General features: G+C 50.1%; 21 protein-coding genes. 13 read left to right on the top strand and 8 right to left on the bottom strand.

Translation table 11 applies throughout. The features are described from left to right. The first annotated feature begins 53 nt into the window (after nt 1–53). Nucleotides 54–1,046: a FecCD family ABC transporter permease gene (locus tag P397_RS0109770; RefSeq protein WP_028106390.1), complete on the top strand. Its 993-nt coding sequence runs from the start codon at nt 54–56 to the stop codon at nt 1,044–1,046. Then, nucleotides 1,047–2,030, top strand: coding sequence for a FecCD family ABC transporter permease (locus P397_RS0109765; RefSeq protein WP_028106389.1), 984 nt, complete (start codon nt 1,047–1,049; stop codon nt 2,028–2,030). A 126-nt stretch (nt 2,031–2,156) separates the two neighbouring features. Here the strand turns inward: P397_RS0109765 and P397_RS0109760 are convergent, their stop codons facing one another. From P397_RS0109760 to P397_RS0109750, 3 genes are read right to left on the bottom strand one after another with little or no spacing between them, the layout of a single operon-like run. After that, entirely contained in the window at nt 2,157–2,537 is a 381-nt protein-coding gene (locus P397_RS0109760) for a VOC family protein (RefSeq protein ID WP_028106388.1), read from the bottom strand. Between the two features lie 25 nt (nt 2,538–2,562). Beyond that, nucleotides 2,563–3,741 (bottom strand): MFS transporter, encoded by a 1,179-nt coding sequence (locus P397_RS0109755; RefSeq protein ID WP_028106387.1) that lies wholly within the window; start codon nt 3,739–3,741, stop codon nt 2,563–2,565. After that, nucleotides 3,738–4,754 carry an ROK family transcriptional regulator gene (locus P397_RS0109750; RefSeq protein WP_028106386.1) on the bottom strand — a complete coding sequence of 339 codons (1,017 nt, stop codon included), beginning with the start codon at nt 4,752–4,754 and terminating at the stop codon, nt 3,738–3,740. Before P397_RS0109750 ends, P397_RS0109755 begins: the two co-directional genes overlap by 4 nt. A 276-nt stretch (nt 4,755–5,030) precedes the next feature. Between P397_RS0109750 and P397_RS0109745 the strand changes: the two genes are divergently transcribed. Genes P397_RS0109745 through P397_RS0109735 form a run of 3 tightly spaced genes read left to right on the top strand, consistent with a single transcriptional unit; the run spans nt 5,031 to nt 6,741 of the window. Beyond that, complete coding sequence (locus P397_RS0109745) at nt 5,031–5,693, top strand: Type 1 glutamine amidotransferase-like domain-containing protein (protein ID WP_028106385.1); 663 nt, start codon at nt 5,031–5,033, stop codon at nt 5,691–5,693. Between the two features lie 13 nt (nt 5,694–5,706). Beyond that, nucleotides 5,707–6,279, top strand: a complete 573-nt coding sequence (locus P397_RS0109740) for a YdeI/OmpD-associated family protein (RefSeq protein ID WP_028106384.1) — start codon at nt 5,707–5,709, stop codon at nt 6,277–6,279. A 12-nt stretch (nt 6,280–6,291) separates the two neighbouring features. Next, on the top strand, nt 6,292–6,741 hold the full coding sequence (locus P397_RS0109735; RefSeq protein WP_028106383.1) for an NUDIX hydrolase: 450 nt from the start codon (nt 6,292–6,294) through the stop codon (nt 6,739–6,741). Nucleotides 6,742–6,870: 129 nt separating this feature from the next. On the opposite strand, the gene P397_RS0109730 is transcribed toward P397_RS0109735, so the two are convergent. The 3 genes from P397_RS0109730 to cls all read right to left on the bottom strand — a co-directional run bounded on the left by P397_RS0109730 (nt 6,871) and on the right by cls (nt 9,753). Then, nucleotides 6,871–7,272, bottom strand: coding sequence for an NUDIX hydrolase (locus P397_RS0109730; protein WP_028106382.1), 402 nt, complete (start codon nt 7,270–7,272; stop codon nt 6,871–6,873). A gap of 58 nt (nt 7,273–7,330) precedes the next feature. Continuing rightward, nucleotides 7,331–7,876: an HAD-IIIA family hydrolase gene (locus P397_RS0109725; RefSeq protein WP_028106381.1), complete on the bottom strand. Its 546-nt coding sequence runs from the start codon at nt 7,874–7,876 to the stop codon at nt 7,331–7,333. 437 nt (nt 7,877–8,313) lie between these two features. Then, entirely contained in the window at nt 8,314–9,753 is a 1,440-nt protein-coding gene (gene cls / locus P397_RS0109715; protein WP_028106380.1) for a cardiolipin synthase, read from the bottom strand. Nucleotides 9,754–9,807: 54 nt separating this feature from the next. Here cls and P397_RS0109710 point away from each other — a divergent pair, with 54 nt between their 5' ends. Beyond that, nucleotides 9,808–10,374: a DedA family protein gene (locus P397_RS0109710; RefSeq protein ID WP_028106379.1), complete on the top strand. Its 567-nt coding sequence runs from the start codon at nt 9,808–9,810 to the stop codon at nt 10,372–10,374. On the opposite strand, the gene P397_RS0109705 is transcribed toward P397_RS0109710, so the two are convergent. Beyond that, entirely contained in the window at nt 10,324–11,466 is a 1,143-nt protein-coding gene (locus P397_RS0109705; protein WP_028106378.1) for an AI-2E family transporter, read from the bottom strand. The two genes, P397_RS0109710 and P397_RS0109705, sit on opposite strands and share 51 nt — an antisense overlap. 233 nt (nt 11,467–11,699) lie before the next feature. Between P397_RS0109705 and P397_RS0109700 the strand changes: the two genes are divergently transcribed. From P397_RS0109700 to P397_RS0109670, 7 genes are read left to right on the top strand one after another with little or no spacing between them, the layout of a single operon-like run. Next, nucleotides 11,700–12,611, top strand: a complete 912-nt coding sequence (locus P397_RS0109700; RefSeq protein WP_235184024.1) for a cation transporter — start codon at nt 11,700–11,702, stop codon at nt 12,609–12,611. A 15-nt stretch (nt 12,612–12,626) separates the two neighbouring features. Then, nucleotides 12,627–13,757 carry a M20/M25/M40 family metallo-hydrolase gene (locus tag P397_RS0109695; RefSeq protein ID WP_028106376.1) on the top strand — a complete coding sequence of 377 codons (1,131 nt, stop codon included), beginning with the start codon at nt 12,627–12,629 and terminating at the stop codon, nt 13,755–13,757. Between the two features lie 12 nt (nt 13,758–13,769). Continuing rightward, entirely contained in the window at nt 13,770–14,606 is an 837-nt protein-coding gene (locus tag P397_RS0109690; RefSeq protein ID WP_028106375.1) for a YitT family protein, read from the top strand. Between the two features lie 15 nt (nt 14,607–14,621). After that, the gene (locus tag P397_RS0109685) at nt 14,622–15,791 is read left to right on the top strand and encodes a hypothetical protein (protein WP_028106374.1); all 1,170 of its coding nucleotides are present in this window, start codon (nt 14,622–14,624) and stop codon (nt 15,789–15,791) included. A gap of 14 nt (nt 15,792–15,805) precedes the next feature. Then, nucleotides 15,806–16,558 carry a VLRF1 family aeRF1-type release factor gene (locus tag P397_RS0109680; protein WP_026833087.1) on the top strand — a complete coding sequence of 251 codons (753 nt, stop codon included), beginning with the start codon at nt 15,806–15,808 and terminating at the stop codon, nt 16,556–16,558. Nucleotides 16,559–16,609: 51 nt separating this feature from the next. Next, entirely contained in the window at nt 16,610–17,197 is a 588-nt protein-coding gene (locus P397_RS0109675; RefSeq protein ID WP_028106373.1) for a GNAT family N-acetyltransferase, read from the top strand. Nucleotides 17,198–17,215: 18 nt separating this feature from the next. Continuing rightward, nucleotides 17,216–17,689, top strand: coding sequence for a GNAT family N-acetyltransferase (locus tag P397_RS0109670; RefSeq protein ID WP_028106372.1), 474 nt, complete (start codon nt 17,216–17,218; stop codon nt 17,687–17,689). Nucleotides 17,690–17,741: 52 nt separating this feature from the next. Here the strand turns inward: P397_RS0109670 and P397_RS0109665 are convergent, their stop codons facing one another. Further along, entirely contained in the window at nt 17,742–18,794 is a 1,053-nt protein-coding gene (locus P397_RS0109665) for a C45 family autoproteolytic acyltransferase/hydolase (protein WP_028106371.1), read from the bottom strand. Nucleotides 18,795–18,817 lie beyond the last annotated feature (23 nt).

The raw sequence follows: 18,817 nt of genomic DNA, 5'->3' as shown, positions 1-18,817 counted from the left end.
GACAGCCAAAGCCAGAGCAATCTGGCTTTTGTTGATGAAAGGAGGATCAGTGGATGATCCGACACACACGATTGATCCGCTTGCTCGTCATACTTCTGATCCTGATCGGACTCGGATCTTACTTCAGTCTGTTTCTCGGTGTCACGACGATTCAACCGCTCGAAGCCATTCGGGAATGGTCATCCGGCAACTTGTCGAAAGAAACATTGGTCTTGACGACACTCCGCTTGCCGCGGTTGTTACTCGGTTTATTACTCGGGGCAAACTTAGCCGTCGCCGGTGCCTTGATGCAGGCGGTCACACGTAATCCGCTGGCTTCGCCGCAAGTGTTCGGCGTCAACGCCGGGGCGTCGCTGTTTGTCGTCCTCGCTTTGTTGCTGTTCCCAGCACTCGGGACAGCGAATCTGGTCTATTTCGCCTTTTTCGGTGCAATGATTGGCGGATTACTGGTTTTCTCGTTTGCGTCTGTCCGCGGCATGACGAGTCTGAAGCTGGCCCTCGTCGGAATGGCGATCCACTTGTTGCTGACATCCTTGACGAAAGGGTTGATTCTATTCAACGACCGGATCACCAATGTCCTGTACTGGTTATCCGGTTCAATCAGTGACAGTGGATGGATCGAAGTCCGATTGATTCTACCCTGGTCGATCATCGGCTTGCTCTTAGCCTTCAGCTTGGCCAAGTCGTTGGCGATTTTCCAACTCGGTCAAGATGTCGCCGTCGGACTGGGGCAGAACATCACCCGGATCCGGATGCTGGCAGCCGTCGCTGTTGTGCTGCTGGCCGGGGTGACGGTCGCGGTCGCCGGAGCAATCGGCTTCATCGGTCTGATGGTCCCGCATATCGTCCGGCGGTTGGTCGGTGAGGATTACCGTTATGTCTTACCCATTTCGGCGTTGTGCGGCGGTCTGTTGCTGACATACGCTGATGTCCTCGCCCGGTTCATCGCCTATCCGTATGAATCACCGGTCGGGATCGTGACCGCATTACTCGGAGCGCCGTTCTTTTTGTATCTAGCGAAACGGCAGACAAGGGGGATTGCCTAAATGAACAGACTCCGTCAAAAACCATGGCTCGGTCTAGTCCTCATGTCACTTCTTGTCACCGTGCTCAGTTTCCTGTTGCTTGGTATCGGTTCCGTGTTTTTGAAGCCGGGTGAAATCGTCGCGGCTCTTCAAGGAGACGGTGCCGGTTCCTTCATCGTCTGGAACTACCGGTTGCCGCGGACGCTCCTCGCGTTACTCGCCGGCGGATGTTTTGCCTTGTCCGGTGTCTTGTTACAGGCGATCATCCGCAATCCGCTCGTCTCGCCCGATGTCATCGGGGTGACGAATGGGGCCGCGTTGTTCGCCGTCTTGACGATTGCCTTGATCCCTGATGGTCCGCTTGTCTTGACGCCACTTGCCGCCTTAACGGGAGCAACGCTTGTGATGGTCGCGTTGATGCTGCTTGCGGATCACGGGAAACTGCAAAACAGTTCCTTTGCCTTGCTCGGCATCGCCGTCAGCGCGATCTGTGCATCGGGAACGGAATACCTGTTGATCAAGTTTCCGCTCCAGACCAATGATTCGCTCGTCTGGCTCGCCGGCAGCTTGTTCGGCAAAGGGTGGACGGAAGTATACGTCCTGGCACCGGTCTTCCTGTTGCTTGGACTCGTCATCTGGTCCGGTCACCGGCAACTCGACATCTTATCGCTCAGTGAAGACGCGGCGATTGGACTCGGATTACGGATGAAGGGAACACGGTATGTGTTCCTCGCCTTTGCCGTCGCCTTAGCGGGTGTCGCGGTCGCGATGGTCGGATCGATCGGCTTTCTTGGTCTTGTCGCCCCGCATATGGCACGACGCTTGATCGGACACCGGCATCATCTGTTGATTCCGATGGCTGTGCTCGTTGGTGGTGGACTGCTCGTCGTCGCGGATGCGCTCGGACGCGGCATCCATCCGCCGCTTGAGATTCCGGCCGGATTAATCACGGCAATCATCGGTGTGCCGTACTTCCTGTATCTGTTGCGGAAAGAGCGGGCTTAATGTGCACGGCATGTCTGATTGTGTAAACACAGTAGTTGAAAAGAACTCAAAAAACAGTGAGGCGGATTTTCCGCCTCACTGTTTTTTGAGTATGGAACTGCTTTTCGTTTGCAAACGCATCGAAAATCAGACGGTCAGCTCAATCGTCAGCCCTTCCGGATCGAGAAAGACACTTTCATAATAGCTGTCTCCCGTCAGACGGGGACCGTCGAGGCGGGTGTAGCCGTCTTGTTCGAGTCGGTTCGTCAACTGATCGACGGCGAACCGACTGCCGAGTGAAAAGGCAATATGCGCATAACCAAATCGGTCGCGCGGCGCCTCATGGTCGATATCCGTCCGGTGCATCAATTCAAGGCGGGCTCCTGAGTTAAAGTGCAGGAAATAAGACGAAAACCCTTTTATCGGATTATGGTACAAGTCATTGGCTTGAGCCTCAAAATAGGTTTCGTAAAAGGTTCTCATTTGTTCGAGATCCTTTACCCAGATGGCGATATGTTCAATTTTCATGAGAGTAAACTCCTTTTCTGAAGAATTAGGAAGCGCGGGACAACGCCCGTTTGGCAAGCACACGATTGAGACGTTCGGAACAGAGCAACAGGAACAAAATCATCAGGAATCCTGTGACCGGGAACAGCTGCAACGTCAAGAGCGAGGCAAGGACACCGAACAAGGGCGGTAAAAACGTACTGCCGCTGTAAGCAAACGCCATCTGAATCCCCATCAAGCGTTTCGCCGCATCTCGTCCGAACCGGACCGGTGTCTCATGTAACATCGCCGGGTAAATCGGAGCAAGTCCAAGTCCAATCAAGATGAAACCGGTCAACATCAAACCATCCAGCGGCAGGAAAAACAACAGACTGCCGACTAAGGCGGTTCCTTGTCCGGCCCGGATCAACTGACGGTTCGTTAAACGGAGTGATAAGAAACCACTCAAAAACCGGCCGACCGTAATGCTGCCGTAATAGACGGAAATCCAGGTCGCAGCCGTCTGAACCGAAAACGACTTCACTTGGACGAGATAACTGCTGCCCCATAAACCGATCAAGGCTTCCGCGCCGCAATAAAGGACAAATGAAGCGAGTGCAAACGGCAGACCAACCAATCGTTTGGACGCAGTATCAGTTAACGACAAATCGTCCGGTACGTCCGAGACGGCGACCGGTGCCTGTTTCCAGAGCGGTAGACTGAGAAGGAGCACGAGGGCAAGTCCGAACTGGGTCAGGGCGACGGTCAAATATCCGCTGCGCCAGTTGCCGGATTCGCTCATCATCGCCGCCATGATCAACGGGCCGGTCGTTGCGCCAACGCCCCAAAAACAATGCAACCAGTTCATATGATGGGCTTTGTAGCGGGTTGCGACAAAATGATTGAGGGCAGCATCGACGACGCCGGCTCCGAGTCCAAGCGGAATCGAGAGCAGGAACAGCCAGATCAACGACGGAGCGAAATAAAAACCGAGCAGGCTACTCGCCGTGATCGCGGCACAAAACGCTGTGACATGACTCGTCTCGAACCGGTTGAGAATCTTGCCGCTGAACAGGCTCGAGATGATCGTTCCGCCGGCAATCGTCATGAACAACCAACCGGCGACTTCGAGATCGGCACCGAATTCCGTCCGCATGACGGGCCAGGCGACACCGAGCAAAGAGTCCGGTAACCCTAAACTGATGAAGGCAAGATAGATGATGCTGAGTAACAAGATACCACTCATGAAGATGTCCTCCTGTTCGCTGATAAAGGTTGTTCGGTCAGAAGCTGCAAGCCGAGTCGGGTCAAGCCGTTCAGGTAATCAGTTTCCCAGTGACTGCGGATCAAAAGCGGGATATGCGCTTCCGGAATGTATTCGGCTGTTTTGCTTCGGATCTGTTCCAGATCGTGTTCCGTCACTTCCGACCCGTTAAAGATCAACAGATGCGGATTCAGCGTCGCGGCGAACGTCGTCGTCAAGCGGCTGATGGCATCAATCGTCTGGGGGTCTAGAGCGGTTTGCCGCCTGGCGATCGCCTGTCCGAACGTTTTCTTGTCGTATTGCGGAACAACGGAAATTTCACCGGCAAAATGACTGCTGCCACGGACGAGCTGTCCGTTGATCAAAATCCCGGAACCGGGACCATTTTTTCCTAGGTACAAATAAATCAACGACTGTTGACTGCGCTGATGTCCTTCGTGAAATCCAATCACAGCCGCATTCATGTCATTTTCGACGACGACCGGTACATCAAATTGTGATGCGAGCACACCTTTCAAATCGACCTGTTGCAGGGACGGATAATCCGGTGCAAAAAAGACCTGTCCGTTTTCGACGGATGCCGCGACGCCGACACTCAAAAAGCTGATGTGTGGATTCTGTTCAAGCAATCGGTGAATCAAGCGGATTAAAGCCGGAACGTGCGGTTGATTTTTTTCGACCGGCTCCGTGCCAAACGATAGGTTTGTCCCGACGGCATCGAAGATCTGAAAACCGATCGCATCGAGTTCAAGGTAGAGCGCAAGTCCCTGGGCGTATTCCGCCCGGTACTGGTATTGTTTCGCCGGACGTCCGCCATTCGAGAGCTCCGATACCTGTTCATCGATTTCACCATGTGCAATCAAGAGATCCAAATGCTTTTTGACTGTCGGGAAACTGGCCGACAACACACGACTCAGTTCAGGAATCGTCCGGATCCTTTGAAACAGGATCGCTTGCCGGAGTTGTATTACTAAATCGGTATTGGTTCCAGCCATAGGTAGTCTCCTTTTTACTTTTTAAAATATTTTAATAAGTAGTCGAATTGAGTGTAGCAAGCAAAGACGCAAATGGCAAATGGTTTTAAAAAATCAGGTTGTTTTACTGTATACGAAACAGGAACAGCGTGATGCGGTAAACAGCTGTTCCTGTTTCTGTACATATGACCCGCACGGCTGAAAGCAGCTTGTTGACCGGCAGGAAAACCAATAAAAATGAAGAAATAGATACAATCGCAGGATGGTTTGATATTCCATGCAGAAAGAAGGGTTCTTATGAAAGTATTGCTGACTTCCGGCGGCATTCAAAATGACAGTCAACGTCGTGCGCTCGTCGATTTACTCGGAAAGCCGATTGCGGAGGCACATGCCTTGTGTATTCCGACAGCCGTTTACGGAATGAAGGAGGGACCGTACCATGCGTACTCATTCATCACAGGAACCGGTTCAACACCGATGTGTGAATTAGGATTTCAGTCGGTGGGTGTTCTCGAATTGACGGCACTACCGAGTCTGGATGAATCACTCTGGGTACCGCTTGTCGAACAGGCCGATGTGCTGTTGGTGAATGGCGGAGATCCCCTATTTTTAAACTACTGGATGAAAAAGTCTGGACTTGCAGAGCGATTGCCTTCACTAAAAGCAGTCTACGTCGGGTTAAGTGCCGGCAGTATGGTTCTTACGCCTCGGATTGGTCAGGCGTTCGTGGAGTGGACACCCCCTCATACAACGTCGGATGAAACCCTTGGATTGGTTGATTTTTCGATTTTCCCGCATCTGGATCACGAACTGTTACCGGAAAATACATTGGACGAAGCCGTCAAATGGGCGGCTGATCTCACGGGGCCATCCTATGCGATTGATGATCAAACGGCGATTCAGGTTGTTGATGGCGTAGTGGAAGTGATTTCAGAAGGTCACTGGAAACGATTTGATTAAAACGGAGGAATTCATGGACATCACAACACGATTACATGTCGAACGAATCGAAGAATGGCGCAATTGGTTGGAAAGTAACCATTTAACAGAGAACGAGATTTGGCTCGTCTTCCATAAAAGGGATGCGGGTGACTACCAGTTGGATTACATCGAGACGGTTGAGGAAGCGCTCTGTTTTGGCTGGATTGACGGAATCAGCAAAAAGATGGATGACTCAACAAAAGCCCAACGCTTTACGCCACGCCGTAAAAACAGTCACTGGACGGAACTGAACAAGGAACGCGTCCGTCGTTTGACGGCACTCGGAAAGATGCACGAACAGGGAATAAAGGTGTTGCCGAATTTAGAGACACCGTTCGAAATCAATGAAGCGATTCTCGAGGAACTAAAAAAAGACGCAGCAACCTATCAGTTTTTTAAGACGTTGCCCGATCTGTATGTTCGGGTCCGAATCAGTTACATTCAGGAATACAAACCCGGTAGTCCGGAATATGAAAAACGCTTGGCCAACTTTTTGAAATACACGGCACAAGGAAAAATGCTCGGACGGTGGGACGACGGCGGGAAATTAACGGGGAACTATTAGGAGAGACGACCGATGATATCTGATGAAAAGAAGAGACCGACTTTTGGTGTGAAATTGAAAGGGCGGCACTACCAGTACAAACAGAGTGTTTATGGCGTCGCATACGATCAACGACAGCAGACATTCTTAACCGTCGAGACCAAATGGAATAATCTTCTGTTGCCGGGTGGGGGAATCGAGCGGGGAGAAACACCGGAGCAAGCACTTCACAGGGAGTTGCTCGAAGAGACCGGGTTTACGATTCAAATCGATGCGTCAATCGGCCGTGCCGAGCAGTACGTGGTGACACCGGACGGGGAAACGATACTCAACGACGCGTTCTTTTTTAAAATGACGTTACATGAACGGATACAAACAGCAGTCGAAGAGAACCACCGTTTGGTCTGGTGTAGCATTCATGAAGTCGACGATCTGTTTCATGCCCATCAAGCCTGGGCGGTCAGGGAAGCCATCATCCGCTAATGACACGAATCAAAGAAGGCGGTTTCCCAAATAATAAGCATCAATCGAACGGAGGTTTTCCGAAACGATGGACGCTTATTTCGGAATCCGTTATTCGAAGGACTGCTGTCCTTGTGGTAATTGCGGTTCTCAGAAAGCAACATAAAAGGGTTGCTCCTCTTCGTTTAATATTTTGAGAATCCGTTCACTGAAATTTGACCAGGTCACCATGTCTAGAACTTCTTCTAAGCTAAAAAATCCAACTTCCAGACTTTCGCTGCTAGTTTGTGGTGTCCCGCCAACCGCTTTTGCTAGCCAACATGTCGCACAAACATGTTCTTTTACATTTTGATAGATGCCACAAAATCGGACCACCTCAATATCAATGCCTGATTCTTCTCTCACTTCGCGAATGATGCCGCCCTCGATCGTTTCTCCCAGTTCGATGATTCCACCCGGAAATTCCCAACCTCGTTGTGGTCCTTTGATAAGCAGGATTTTTCCGTGTTCATCAAGGACGACGGCACCTGCTGAGAGTGAATGTTTCGGCATTATCTAATCTCCACCTTTATGTAAAATTTAAAACCGACAAACGATACTCTATCTTGTTTCATGCTCTGTCAGTTAAATAATACTTGCTGTACAACCAACTGATGGCATCCTTTAAGTCACTTGCAGTGTAGTCAATATAGATGTTATTTAATTCGTCATGATGATCATTAAGCGAAGTTTCACCTGCGCCTGTTTTCACTAATGTTTTAAGGCATCCTGCTTTTGAAGCTGCCAGCATATCGGTCCAACGATCACCGATGACGACACAATTTTCTAGATTTAAGTTATGAGTTTTTTGCGCCTTCGATAACATGCCGATATCAGGCTTACGGCACGTGCAACCTTCATAAGGAGTGTGTGGACATATGTAAACATCATCAAAACCAAATCCCGTCAATTCCTGTTGGAAGTCTTTTATGGTTGCTAACCCTTTGGAGATACCAGGTTGATTTGTAAATGAAAATAATGGAATCTGGTCTTTTTTTAATCGATTGATTTCCAAAGAAGTATAAGGAAACAGTTCAAATTCTCCCGGATAGTGAATTGTAGAGCCACCACCAATGGTTCCATCTCGATCTAAAAAGACAGCTTCAATGTTTTTCATCATTTTAATCTCCTACCATTGATTTATTCGGTACGCCACTCTATGCCATTAAACATACTCATTTTTACAACAAATGAGTATGTTTAGCAGGAAAATGAACTCATTAAACATAGTCAAATGCGCTAAACATACTCAAAATCAATCAAAATAAGTATGTTTAGCGACAAATGAGTTAATTAATGAGTGAAATTCATTTGACCCGTTACCGCTCATATTCACGAAGTTTGTCCTCTAAAATCCGCAAGCGTTTGTGCATATTATAAAAAATCGGCAAAAACGCTACTGTCACAATCAGCAAAATCCCCATATCCATCCTCCTTTTCATTGCTGAATAGCCAATAATTAAAATGAGTTCCAAAAGTATTATTTCATAATTTTGACTATTTTTACAAGTTCTCCTTTCGAGTGAAGTTCTTCAATTCATAACCGAGCCAGTTTTATAAAATCGGCGACAACAGCCGTGAGATACTTTCCTTAAAGCGGATCATCCGCGGACGGGCGGCATATTTTTCCCGGGTCAGCAAGGCACTGTCGGCAACGTCGGACAAAAAGAGCAGCTCGAGTTCTTCCGCAATCGTCGTATCGTACAAAATCGCATTCATCTCGAAGTTCAACCGGAAGCTTCGCGCGTCGATGTTCGTTGTGCCGACTGATGCGATTTTTCCGTCGACGACAATTGTCTTCGCATGCATGAAGCCGATCTCATACGTGTAGACTTCGGCCCCGTGTTGAATCAATTCGCCGACTGCCGCATATGTCGCCCAGTAGACGAAGGGATGATCCGGCTGGTTCGGAATCATGATTTTGAGGGAGACACCGGAAGCCAAGGCAATCCGGCAGGCATCCATGAAGCTGGCATCGGGAATAAAGTAGGGCGACTGGATGTAGATCGATTTTTCGGCCGTATGAATCATCTGAATCAGCATGTTTTTCAAATATTCCGTTTCCGACGTCGGACCGGATGTCACGATTTGAACCGGTATCCGATCCGTCGCAACTTCAAGCGGTGGAATCGGGGCGGTCGACCAGTCCGTCCGCTCGTTGCTTGCGGCGTCCCAGTCCTGTTCGAAATGAAACTCGAGTTCTTCGACGACGGGACCGAGGACCCGGAGGTGTGTATCCCGCCAGTAGCCGAAATGTTCGTCTTCTCCGAGGTATTCCGATCCGACGTTAAAGCCGCCGATGTACCCGATTTGCCGGTCGATCGTACAGAGTTTCCGGTGATTCCGGTTGTTGATCCGCAGGTTTAAGATACCGAGCGGCGAAGAGAAGAAGGAGCGGACTTCCCCGCCGTCTTGTTTGAACGCCGCGAAGTCCTTCGCTTTGAGTTTCCACGAGCCGACGGCGTCATACAGAATCCGGACTTTGACGCCGCGTTTTGCCTGTTCGAACAAAGCGTTCAGTAGACGGTCGCCGAGCGGATCACGCTTTAAAATGAAGTATTGAATGTTGATTTCAACTTGGGCGCTCTGTATGTCAGCGAGCAACGTATCAAATTTTTGATGACCGTCGAACAGCGTCCGGACATCGGTCGCTTCCGTCAACAGGGCTCCTGACGAGCGGTTTGCTTGAATCAACTTCCGGTACGGGTAAAGCGGTGCTTCGCGGGGGACATCGTCGTTCGCTTGCGCCGAAAGCTCTTCTTCGCGCGCCAATCGGCGTGCTTCAGGGACATGATAAAATGTCTCTTGTTTCAACGACCGGCCAAACAATAAGTAAATCAAAAAGCCGATGACAGGTAAGAAAAAGAGAATCATCAGCCAGGCCCAGGTGGCACTGACGTCACGCCGTTCGAAAAACAGGATGGCGATTGCCGCAACGACGTTGGCAAACAGGACAACATAGAGCAAAACCGGCAAGATTAGGGTATAGTCCATCAATACGAACACCTCGTTTTCAGAAAGAATGACTTCGATGGGAGGGAAGACAGCATGTTTTCGGAATGGATCCGGTTCATCTCGAGTATCTTGTTCATCCCGATTTCGGATGATTTGTTGATCATCCGCCAAATCAGCAGCTGGTTACGTCAGGATCAAGCACTCATCCTGATTTTTTTATCCGTCTGGTCCGCCTGTTTCGTGTGTTTTAATCTGTTTTACGGCATTCCCCGTATTTTTCGAGAACTTCCCTTCTTTCGAAAGTTATTGACCAATAAACATCTCGCGAAAGCCGAAGTGATTTTGCAGGAGAAAGGAACGGTCGCCATTGCCATGTCGTTTTTCCTGCCGGGTGTCCGGCGTCCGATTCATTATATGGCAGGACTGCTCGCCTATCCGTTTCGCCCCTATGTGCTCGTGACGTTAGCCGGAACCGGCGTCTATGCGTTGCTCTGGACGATTCTTGTTAATCGGCTCGGCGCTTACGGTCTGTTGAACCGCTTTTCGACATGGTGGGCAACTCATGGCGGTGTCATCTTGTTACCCGGACTACTGATCCTGTCTTGCTTGTTAGGTTGGATCTTCCGGGACACGATCCGGAACTGGTTTGTCCGTCCGTAACGCCATTTTCCGGAGTTGCGCGAGTTTAATGATGTTGAGCACCGTCACCTTCGCGACGGCATAAAACGGGACGGCCAGCAACATACCGAGAATTCCCGCCAGTTGCCCGGCGACGAGCAGGACGACCGTAATCGTAATCGGATGCACCTTCAACGATTTTCCCTGAACGAGCGGGGAGATGACATTGGCATCCAGTTGCTGGACGATCGTGATGCCGATGATGACATATAAACCTTTGATCGGTTCATCCAAGAAGCCGATCAGGACAGCCGGTGCAGCGCCGAGGAACGGTCCGAGATACGGGATGATATTCGTCGCGAAGATGAACAGACCAAGCGGTAAGAAATACGGGACATCGAGCCACCACAGGACGAGTGTCGCGAGACTTCCGACGAATGTACAGACGATCAGTTGCGCCCGGACGTAAGAGCGGATTGTCCCGTTCATGTCTTTTAAAATCAGCAGGGCTTCCTTGCGGTAACTGATCGGGATGAACTGGACCAGCGCATTCGGTAATTTTTTTCCGTCGACCAACATGAAGACGTATAAAAAAAGGGCGATGAACAACGTGAAAATGGTCGAGGCAATCAACTGAATCAGCCAAAGCACGGAACCGGCAATCGAGGAAAAGACGTTTCCTAGGAGTGCGGTCGCGCTTTTCATCGAACTTTCGACCGATGAAAACTGGCTCTCGAGTGACGGAATCGACGTCCCGTATTTGGCATAAAGCGACAGGGATTGTGTGTACAGACGTTCAGCAAAACCGGGGACGGCACTGATGAAGGCAAAAAGCTGTTTCGTGATCAGCGGGAATAAGGTCAAGAGAAACAAAATGACAAGGGCCACTAACAAAAGCAAGACGATAAAAATCGCCAGTTTGCGCGACCGGAGACGACGTTCGAGTGAATCGACGAAACCAACGGAGAGGTAAAATAAAATTCCGGCGATGATGAACGGGGTGAAAATCGTCGTAAACAGGACGAGTAACGGATAAAAGAGAAAGTCGACCTGTCGTGCCATATAGATGATGCCAAGTACGAGCAGGATGAACAGACCGATACGAAAGGAACGATTGGAAATCAATCCGGACAAGGCAATCTCCTCCCTCGAAAATAAGTGGCATGTTGTATCCTTTCCCCGAAACCACTGGAAATAGCGTGAAAATTCTGAAAGATATGTGCTTTTTCACATTTAATTGTTATTTGCTTCAAAAAAGGGGTAATCATAAATTAACTTCGATTCATTGTTCAGAGATGTGTCATGCCGTCATCGTTCAGCAGACCTGAAAGCCACTTCCGTTAAGGGAGGTGAAGCGGTTGGCGCAAGTGAAAGATCCGGTCATCGAAGACCGGTTGTTGCAACATTCCATCTTTAGTTCTCTTTTCTTATCGGTATTTGGCATTGCCGCCGGATTCCTTCTTTCTTCCTCCTTTGTTCTGTTTGACGGACTTTACGCCCTGCTGAGTGTCGTCTTAAGTGTTTTTTCGCTTCGAGGTGGTCGGTTCATCACCGTCAAGGATGATGTCCACTTCCCGTTTGGCAAAGAATCATTGGAACCCATTCTTGTTTTCTTTCAATATCTCATCGTCTTTCTCCTACTTATTTATGCATTTGTCGCTGCCATCGACACCATTCGGTCGGGTGGTGATCCGGTTGAACTGGGGTTTGTCATCGGCTATCTGACAATCAGTGCCTTGATTGCGCTTATCGTGTACCGCCATCTGAAGCAACTCAACCGGTCCGCACGCTCGATTTTAGCAACAGCGGAAGTTGAACAGTGGCGTCTGACCGTCATCATGGGCGTCGGTGCAGTCGTCGGTTACGGAATTGCCGGCATGGCGACTTGGTTGTCTTTTGAAAACGTCGCCCGTTACGTCGATCCGGTCATGCTGATGCTGATCGTCTTGTTTTTGATCCGTTATCCGGTCAAGGAGATGGTTCAAGCGATGCGGGAAATGCTGGGGATGTCGACGAGTGAACGGTTGATGATCGACATCAAACAGAGTGTCGCTACAATCGTCGAGGAATACGAAGTTGATGATATGTACCTCCGGATTTCCAAGACAGGCAGTCTGATTTTCATCGAAATTGATCTGATTGTCGCCAAAAACTACCGCTACGATTCGATTCTGGAACAAGATTTGATACGTGAACAAATCGACGCGGCACTTGAGTGGTTGCCGCAAACCAAGTGGCTCACCGTCGCATTTACGGCTAATCGTAAATGGGCGGAATGAATAGGAGGAACTCCGATGTCAACGACACGACTGATCCAAGAATTCATGGAACTGGTTCAAATCGACTCCGTATCCTATGCGGAAGGTCCGTTTCAACAGGACTTGATCGGGCGTTTTCAGGCGCTTGGTCTGTCCATCGAAGAAGATGAAACGAAAGAAAAGACAGGACTGGGCGCCAATAACTTCGTTGCCCGGCTCGACGGAGACACGTCGATCGAACCGGTCTTTTTCTCGTCGCATATGGATACGGTGTCTCCCGGTCAAGGCATTCGTCCGCTTGAACGGGACGGACGGATTCAGTCCGATCAAACGACGATCCTTGGTGCGGACGACAAGGCCGGCATCGCCATCATGCTGGAGTTGGTCAAACGGTTAAAAGAACAGCAGATCCGGCACGGTCCGATTGAATTCATCCTGACAGCCGGAGAAGAAGTCGGGTTACTCGGTGCAAAGGCGGTCGATATGTCGATGCTGCAGGCGAAATTTGGTTACGTCCTTGATAACGGCGGTCCGGTCGGCGGCATCATCACGACGAGTCCGTCGATGTACCGCTTGGATATCCGACTGACCGGTCGCGCTGCACATGCCGGACTTGAGCCGGAAAAAGGGATTTCGGCGATTGAAGTCGCGGCCCAAGCAATCAGCCGGATGAAACTGGGGCGGATCGATCACGAAACGACGGCGAACATCGGTCAGGTGAAGGGTGGGACAGCGATGAATGTCGTCATGGAACACCTCGAGCTCGTCGCGGAAGTCCGCTCGTTTGATCATCAAAAGTGTCTCGATCAGGTCGAAGCAATCGAAACGATTTTAAATGAGGAGGTGACACGATTCGGCGCTAAACTCGACTTCAAGGCGACACCACTCATCACCGGCTATCATTTCGAAGACAACCATCCGTTGCTCGCACATGCCAAACACTGTCTGGAAACCATCGGACGTCCTGCCCGGTTTGAACGGAGTGGTGGTGGGACGGATGCCAATGTTTTTAATGAACAAGGCAAAGTCGTCGTCAATGTGTCGATCGGTTATGAAGAGATTCATACGGTCGAAGAATATATTCCAATCACCGAGTTCGAACAAGCCGTCGTTTTTGCCTTGGAACTGGTCCGGCAGATGCCGTCCTTCCCAGATCCGTCAGCGTAAGGGGGGCGGGTGATGAAACTGTTTCGTGAAACCGTTTTGATTATCCTGGCCATTTTTGTCCTCGCTTCCGGTATCAATCTCTTTTTAGGACCACATGATGTCGCAGCGGGCGGAGTCACCGGGATCGGGATTCTGCTGGAAGAAGTGTTGGGCATTGACCGTTCGATTGTCGTCTTGGTTCTCAATCTGTTGATGTTATTGTTTGCCTTCGTGTTTTTAGGCAAAGAAGTCTTCTTAAAGTCCGTTCTCGGCAGTCTGATGTTGCCTCTTGCACTAGGAATCATTCCGGAAACGATGGTTGTCTCCGACCGCTTCTTCTCGGTCGCCTTTGGCAGTGTGTTGTTTGCGATCGGAGTCGCTACGCTGTATTGGTTCGGAGCATCAAGCGGCGGGACGACGATTCCACCGTTGATTTTCCACAAATACTTTAAGTTGAATACGTCCGTCGGCTATTTTTTGACCGATGCGACGATTGTCGTCTTTAACATCTTCGTCTTTGGTCTGGAAGAATTTTTGTTTGCGGTCGCCTCGATTGTCATCACGACCTTTGTGATGGGATATATCGAAATCGGGCTTGAACGGAAAAAAGCGATTTTCGTTACGAGTGAGTTGCATGCGGACGAGATCCGCAATTACCTGCTGACGTCGCTTGACCGAGGGATGACCGTCTTTACTGTTGAAGGCGGCTACTCGGGAGAACAGAAAAAAATGCTGATGGTCGTCATGAAACGTTCCGAATATGCCGCTGTCATCCGGGCCATCCACCAAATTGACCGCGGTTCCTTCATCATCGTTTACAATGTCGCCGACGTTCATGGTCTCGGGTTTAACTACCAACCGGTCGTTTAAAAGGGAGGAATACGTATGCAACCGATTATTGCCTTTACGATCATCATGCTCATCTGGACGGTCAGCGATTATATCTCGAAAAAAACAAAGGCCTTATTATCTTCCTTATTTGTTGCCTCCATCATCTTCTTAATCGGATTCAAGACCAACCTGTTCCCGGAAGATCTCTTACCGACGTCCTCTTTGCTGCCACTCGGACAAACCGTCGTCGGGATGATCATCGTCCATCTCGGAACGCTCATCAGTCTCGATGAATTTAAACGGCAGTGGAAAACGTTTCTGATCGGGGTATCAGCGGTGATCGGGATCAGTGTGTTGCTCTTTACGATCGGTCGGCTGTTCCTCGATACGAACTATGTCCTCAGCGCGATTGCCGCGGTCAGCGGCGGAACGATTTCCGTCATCATCGTTCAGGAACAAGCGTTGAATGCCGGATTGATCTCGGTCGCCGTCTTTCCGGTCTTGATTGCGGCGTTGCAAGGCTTGATTGGTTTTCCGCTGACGTCGGTCATCCTGCGCAAGGAAGCGTTACGGATACGGGACGGCGTCCGGGATGGCAGCATCACGAAAAAAGCCGTCCTTGATCCGGCGGAATCAGCGGAAAAACAAACGATTTTGCCGGAGCCGTTCCAAACGACGGCCGGAACGTTGTTTGTCGTCGGTGTCGTCGTCATCGTCTCGTCGTTCCTGAGCGGCTTGACGAACGGTTGGCTCAATACGTTTGTCATCGCCTTATTACTCGGGATTGCCTTACGGGCGACCGGTGTCTTGAAGCCGAATGTCTTGAACGGAATTGATGCGTACGGTTTGATGATGCTCGCGATTCTATTGATCATCTTCGGACCACTCGCAACCACATCATTTGCGGATCTCGTCGAACTGTTTGTGCCACTGTTGATCGCCTTCATCTTGGGTGTACTCGGGATCGTGTTGTTCGCGATGCTTGCCGGGAAATTCCTCGGTTATTCGTACCCGATGGCGATCGCAATCGGTTTGACGTCACTATATGGTTTTCCAGGTACATTGATTCTCAGTCAAGAAGCGGCTAAAAATATCGGGGAGACGGAAGACGAGGTCCAGATCATCGAAGATGAAATTTTACCAAAGATGGTCGTTGCCGGCTTCTCGACGGTCACGATCACATCCGTTTTCATCACCGGTATATTAGCGTCATTCATTTACTAAAGGGAGGCATTATCATGGGACTTGGAGAAGATATCAAACGGCTAAAGGATTTTGACGGTTCGACGCACGTCTTGTCGGTGTATCTCAGTACGGCACCGGATAAGCGGAATCAATGGGAAACGATTTTACGGAATGAGAAAAAACGCCTCTTGACGGAGCAGGAGAATAAAAAAGATGTCGAATCGGCTTTTACGAAACTCGAACAAGCGATCAATAACGAGCGGACGAGTTTACTCCGCAGCATCGTCGCCTTTGTCTCAAGCGACGACTCGCTTCATGAAGTGTATTTTTTGCAACTCGATGTGACGGATGAAATCAGTTATCACGCAAAACCGAATCTTAATCAACTTGAAGTGCTCGATCAACAATTCCCGCGGACCGGCATTGTGCTGACAAATCTGGATTCCGCGACTGTGCTCGACGTTCGGCTCGGCGAAGTCGACGCGACACACGATTATGAACTGGATCTTGATACAGGACAGTGGCGGCGTTATCAGGGACGGAGCAGCCGCAGTGGGGCCTCCAGCAGCAGTCAAACGGATGATTTCCGGGATCGGGTCGAAAAGCAGGCGGAACGATTTTACCGGGAACTGTCGGGAGAGGTTGAAAAATTGAATCGTTCCCTCGGTTGGGAACAGATTGTCGTCATCGGGGAACGGTCGCAAGCGAACTTCCTTGAACAGGCGTTAACGACGAAGCCAAAAGAAGTCATTCATAAAAATTTGTCCCAATCCAGCCAACAACAGATTCTCAAGCAGGTGTTTTGACGGTCAACGTCTAAAGTATAGCTTTAGACGTTACATAAGGAGTGAAGACAAATGTTCATGCACCACATCACGGATCAACTGAGTTTGAAGTTGATTGAGCGTCAAGATGCAGAGGCATTGTATGCTCTGGTCGACGCCAATCGGGAACATCTGCGGGAGTGGCTCGGCTGGGTTGACGGGACGACCGGACCGGATGAATACCGGGACGAGATCATTCCAGCCTGGTTGACGGCTTATGCGAAGGGCAACGGATTGACCTGCGGGATTTATTTTGAAGGTGAACTCGTCGGGACGGTCGCCTTACACGAAATCAATCAGACGTTACGCCAAACCTCCATCGGGTATTACCTGACCGGCAACGGGCGCGGCAAAGGATTGATGACAAAGGTGATTTCCTTTGTCACGGACTATTGCTTTACGACGTTGCAGCTGAATCGTGTTGTCATCGAATGTGCGGTCGGCAACTCGCGGAGCCGAAAGATTCCCGAACGACTCGGCTATCAGCAAGAAGGCATCTTACGCGATGCGGAACAGCTGTACGGTACCTATCATGATTTGGCTGTCTATGCGATGCTCGCACGGGATTGGTCAAGCACATTTATCGGGACCGATCTGCAGACAGACACCCGTTCGAACTGAAACAAAGGAGGATGGATGATGATCAAATTTGAAAAAATGTCGGAATCAGCCTATGACGCGTATTTACCGGAAGCGATCAACGAATACGCAGCAGAGAAGGTCAAGGCAGGAACCTGGGCGGAGGTCGAGGCTGTCGACCGGTCGACGGCAGACTATGCCGAGTTGTTGCCGGACGGGATTCAAACGAAACAGCATTATCTGTTTTCAATCATCGACGAGACGGAACAGACACCGGTCGGGATGATTTGGTTTCAGGTCAGTGAGGAAATACAGGGGCGGACGGCGTTCATCTTTGATTTTAAAATCGAAGACGCTCATCAAGGAAAAGGATACGGGCGGCAAGCGATTCAGATGCTCGAGCAGGTCGCACGTCGGATGAACATCAAAAAAATCAAGTTGCATGTCTTCGCCCATAACACCCGAGCGATTCATTTGTATGAAACAACGGGATTCGTCACGACAGATTTACATATGGAGATGACGGTCAACTGACGAACAAACCCCTCTGCTGTTCCAATTGGACAACAGAGGGGTTTTAGCATCTTCAGCGCCAAGTCTGAAGGGTGTTGGCGAACTGAATATCCGTTTCGATTTCACCGTTGATGTGCGAGAGCGTAAAGTCATTTCCAGCCAGCCAGTCCTTAAAGTCAAACTCGACCGGTTGCTGGTCGCCTCCTAACGCAAACCAGACTTTCATGTCCGACGGGAAATAGGCTGACGTGTGAATTGTCCCCGCCCAGTGGCTGTAGAGATCGGAAAAGACACCTTTATCGGAATCGTTCAGCAGACGGAACGCTGATTCGGCATCTTGAATCATGTGTTGGTGCGTCTTCAGCTCCATCATCCGCCGTTTCGAGTCGTCGAGGTGGAAGCGGTTTTCGTGTTGCAACAAATCAAAGTGATTCGTACAGAGATTCGTTTCCCGGACTTCGATATCCCGTGCCGTCGCCTCGATGACGAATGACCGGTTCGAGCGGTCATGGACGACGTAACTGAACGATCCCCGGTGCGGCATCTCTTTGACAAGCGAGATGGCATCATCGACAGACGTACACATCTCGAGGATGATCCGGCCGATCATGAAACTGACGAAACCATCGCCCGGGCGGCGGCGGTTGATGAAATTATAGCCCATCGCAAGACCATGTTCGTTCATCCCGTCCATTCGTCCCGTGACGCGGGAAGCCGGTCCGATGATGGCAGAACCGCCGTCGGTCGGTTGGAAGACGGAAAAGCGGCCGTCGTATGTCATCGGATGATAATCGTAGTTGCGGACGAGGAAATTATCACCGGTCATGATCGAACAGCCACTTTTTGGTCCTTCGACCCGGTAATGACCAAAGTGGAGCAATGTATCGGCGAGTGATAATTCCAGTTCATCCTGCAAGCCGAGTAACTCGTCCCAGATATGCGGGGCGTATCGAAGAAACATCTCTTTTGTTTCTGCCGGATCGACTTGAAAACGCGGGACCCGGATCTTCCAGTTGTCTTCGCGATTATAAAGCAGTTCATTCCGTTTCACGTAACGCCCCTGTTCGCGACCAAACTCATAATGCGTTCCGCGGAACTGTGTGATTTCGTTTGAGACAGACTGCACAGCGTTCACTCCTTTGGTTTCTG

It is taken from the genome of Exiguobacterium undae DSM 14481 (genome assembly GCF_000620805.1).
GTDB classification, from domain to species: domain Bacteria; phylum Bacillota; class Bacilli; order Exiguobacteriales; family Exiguobacteriaceae; genus Exiguobacterium_A; species Exiguobacterium_A undae.
The sequence above is the reverse complement of the archived record's forward strand: the minus strand, read 5'-3'. Positions and strand labels throughout refer to the sequence as shown.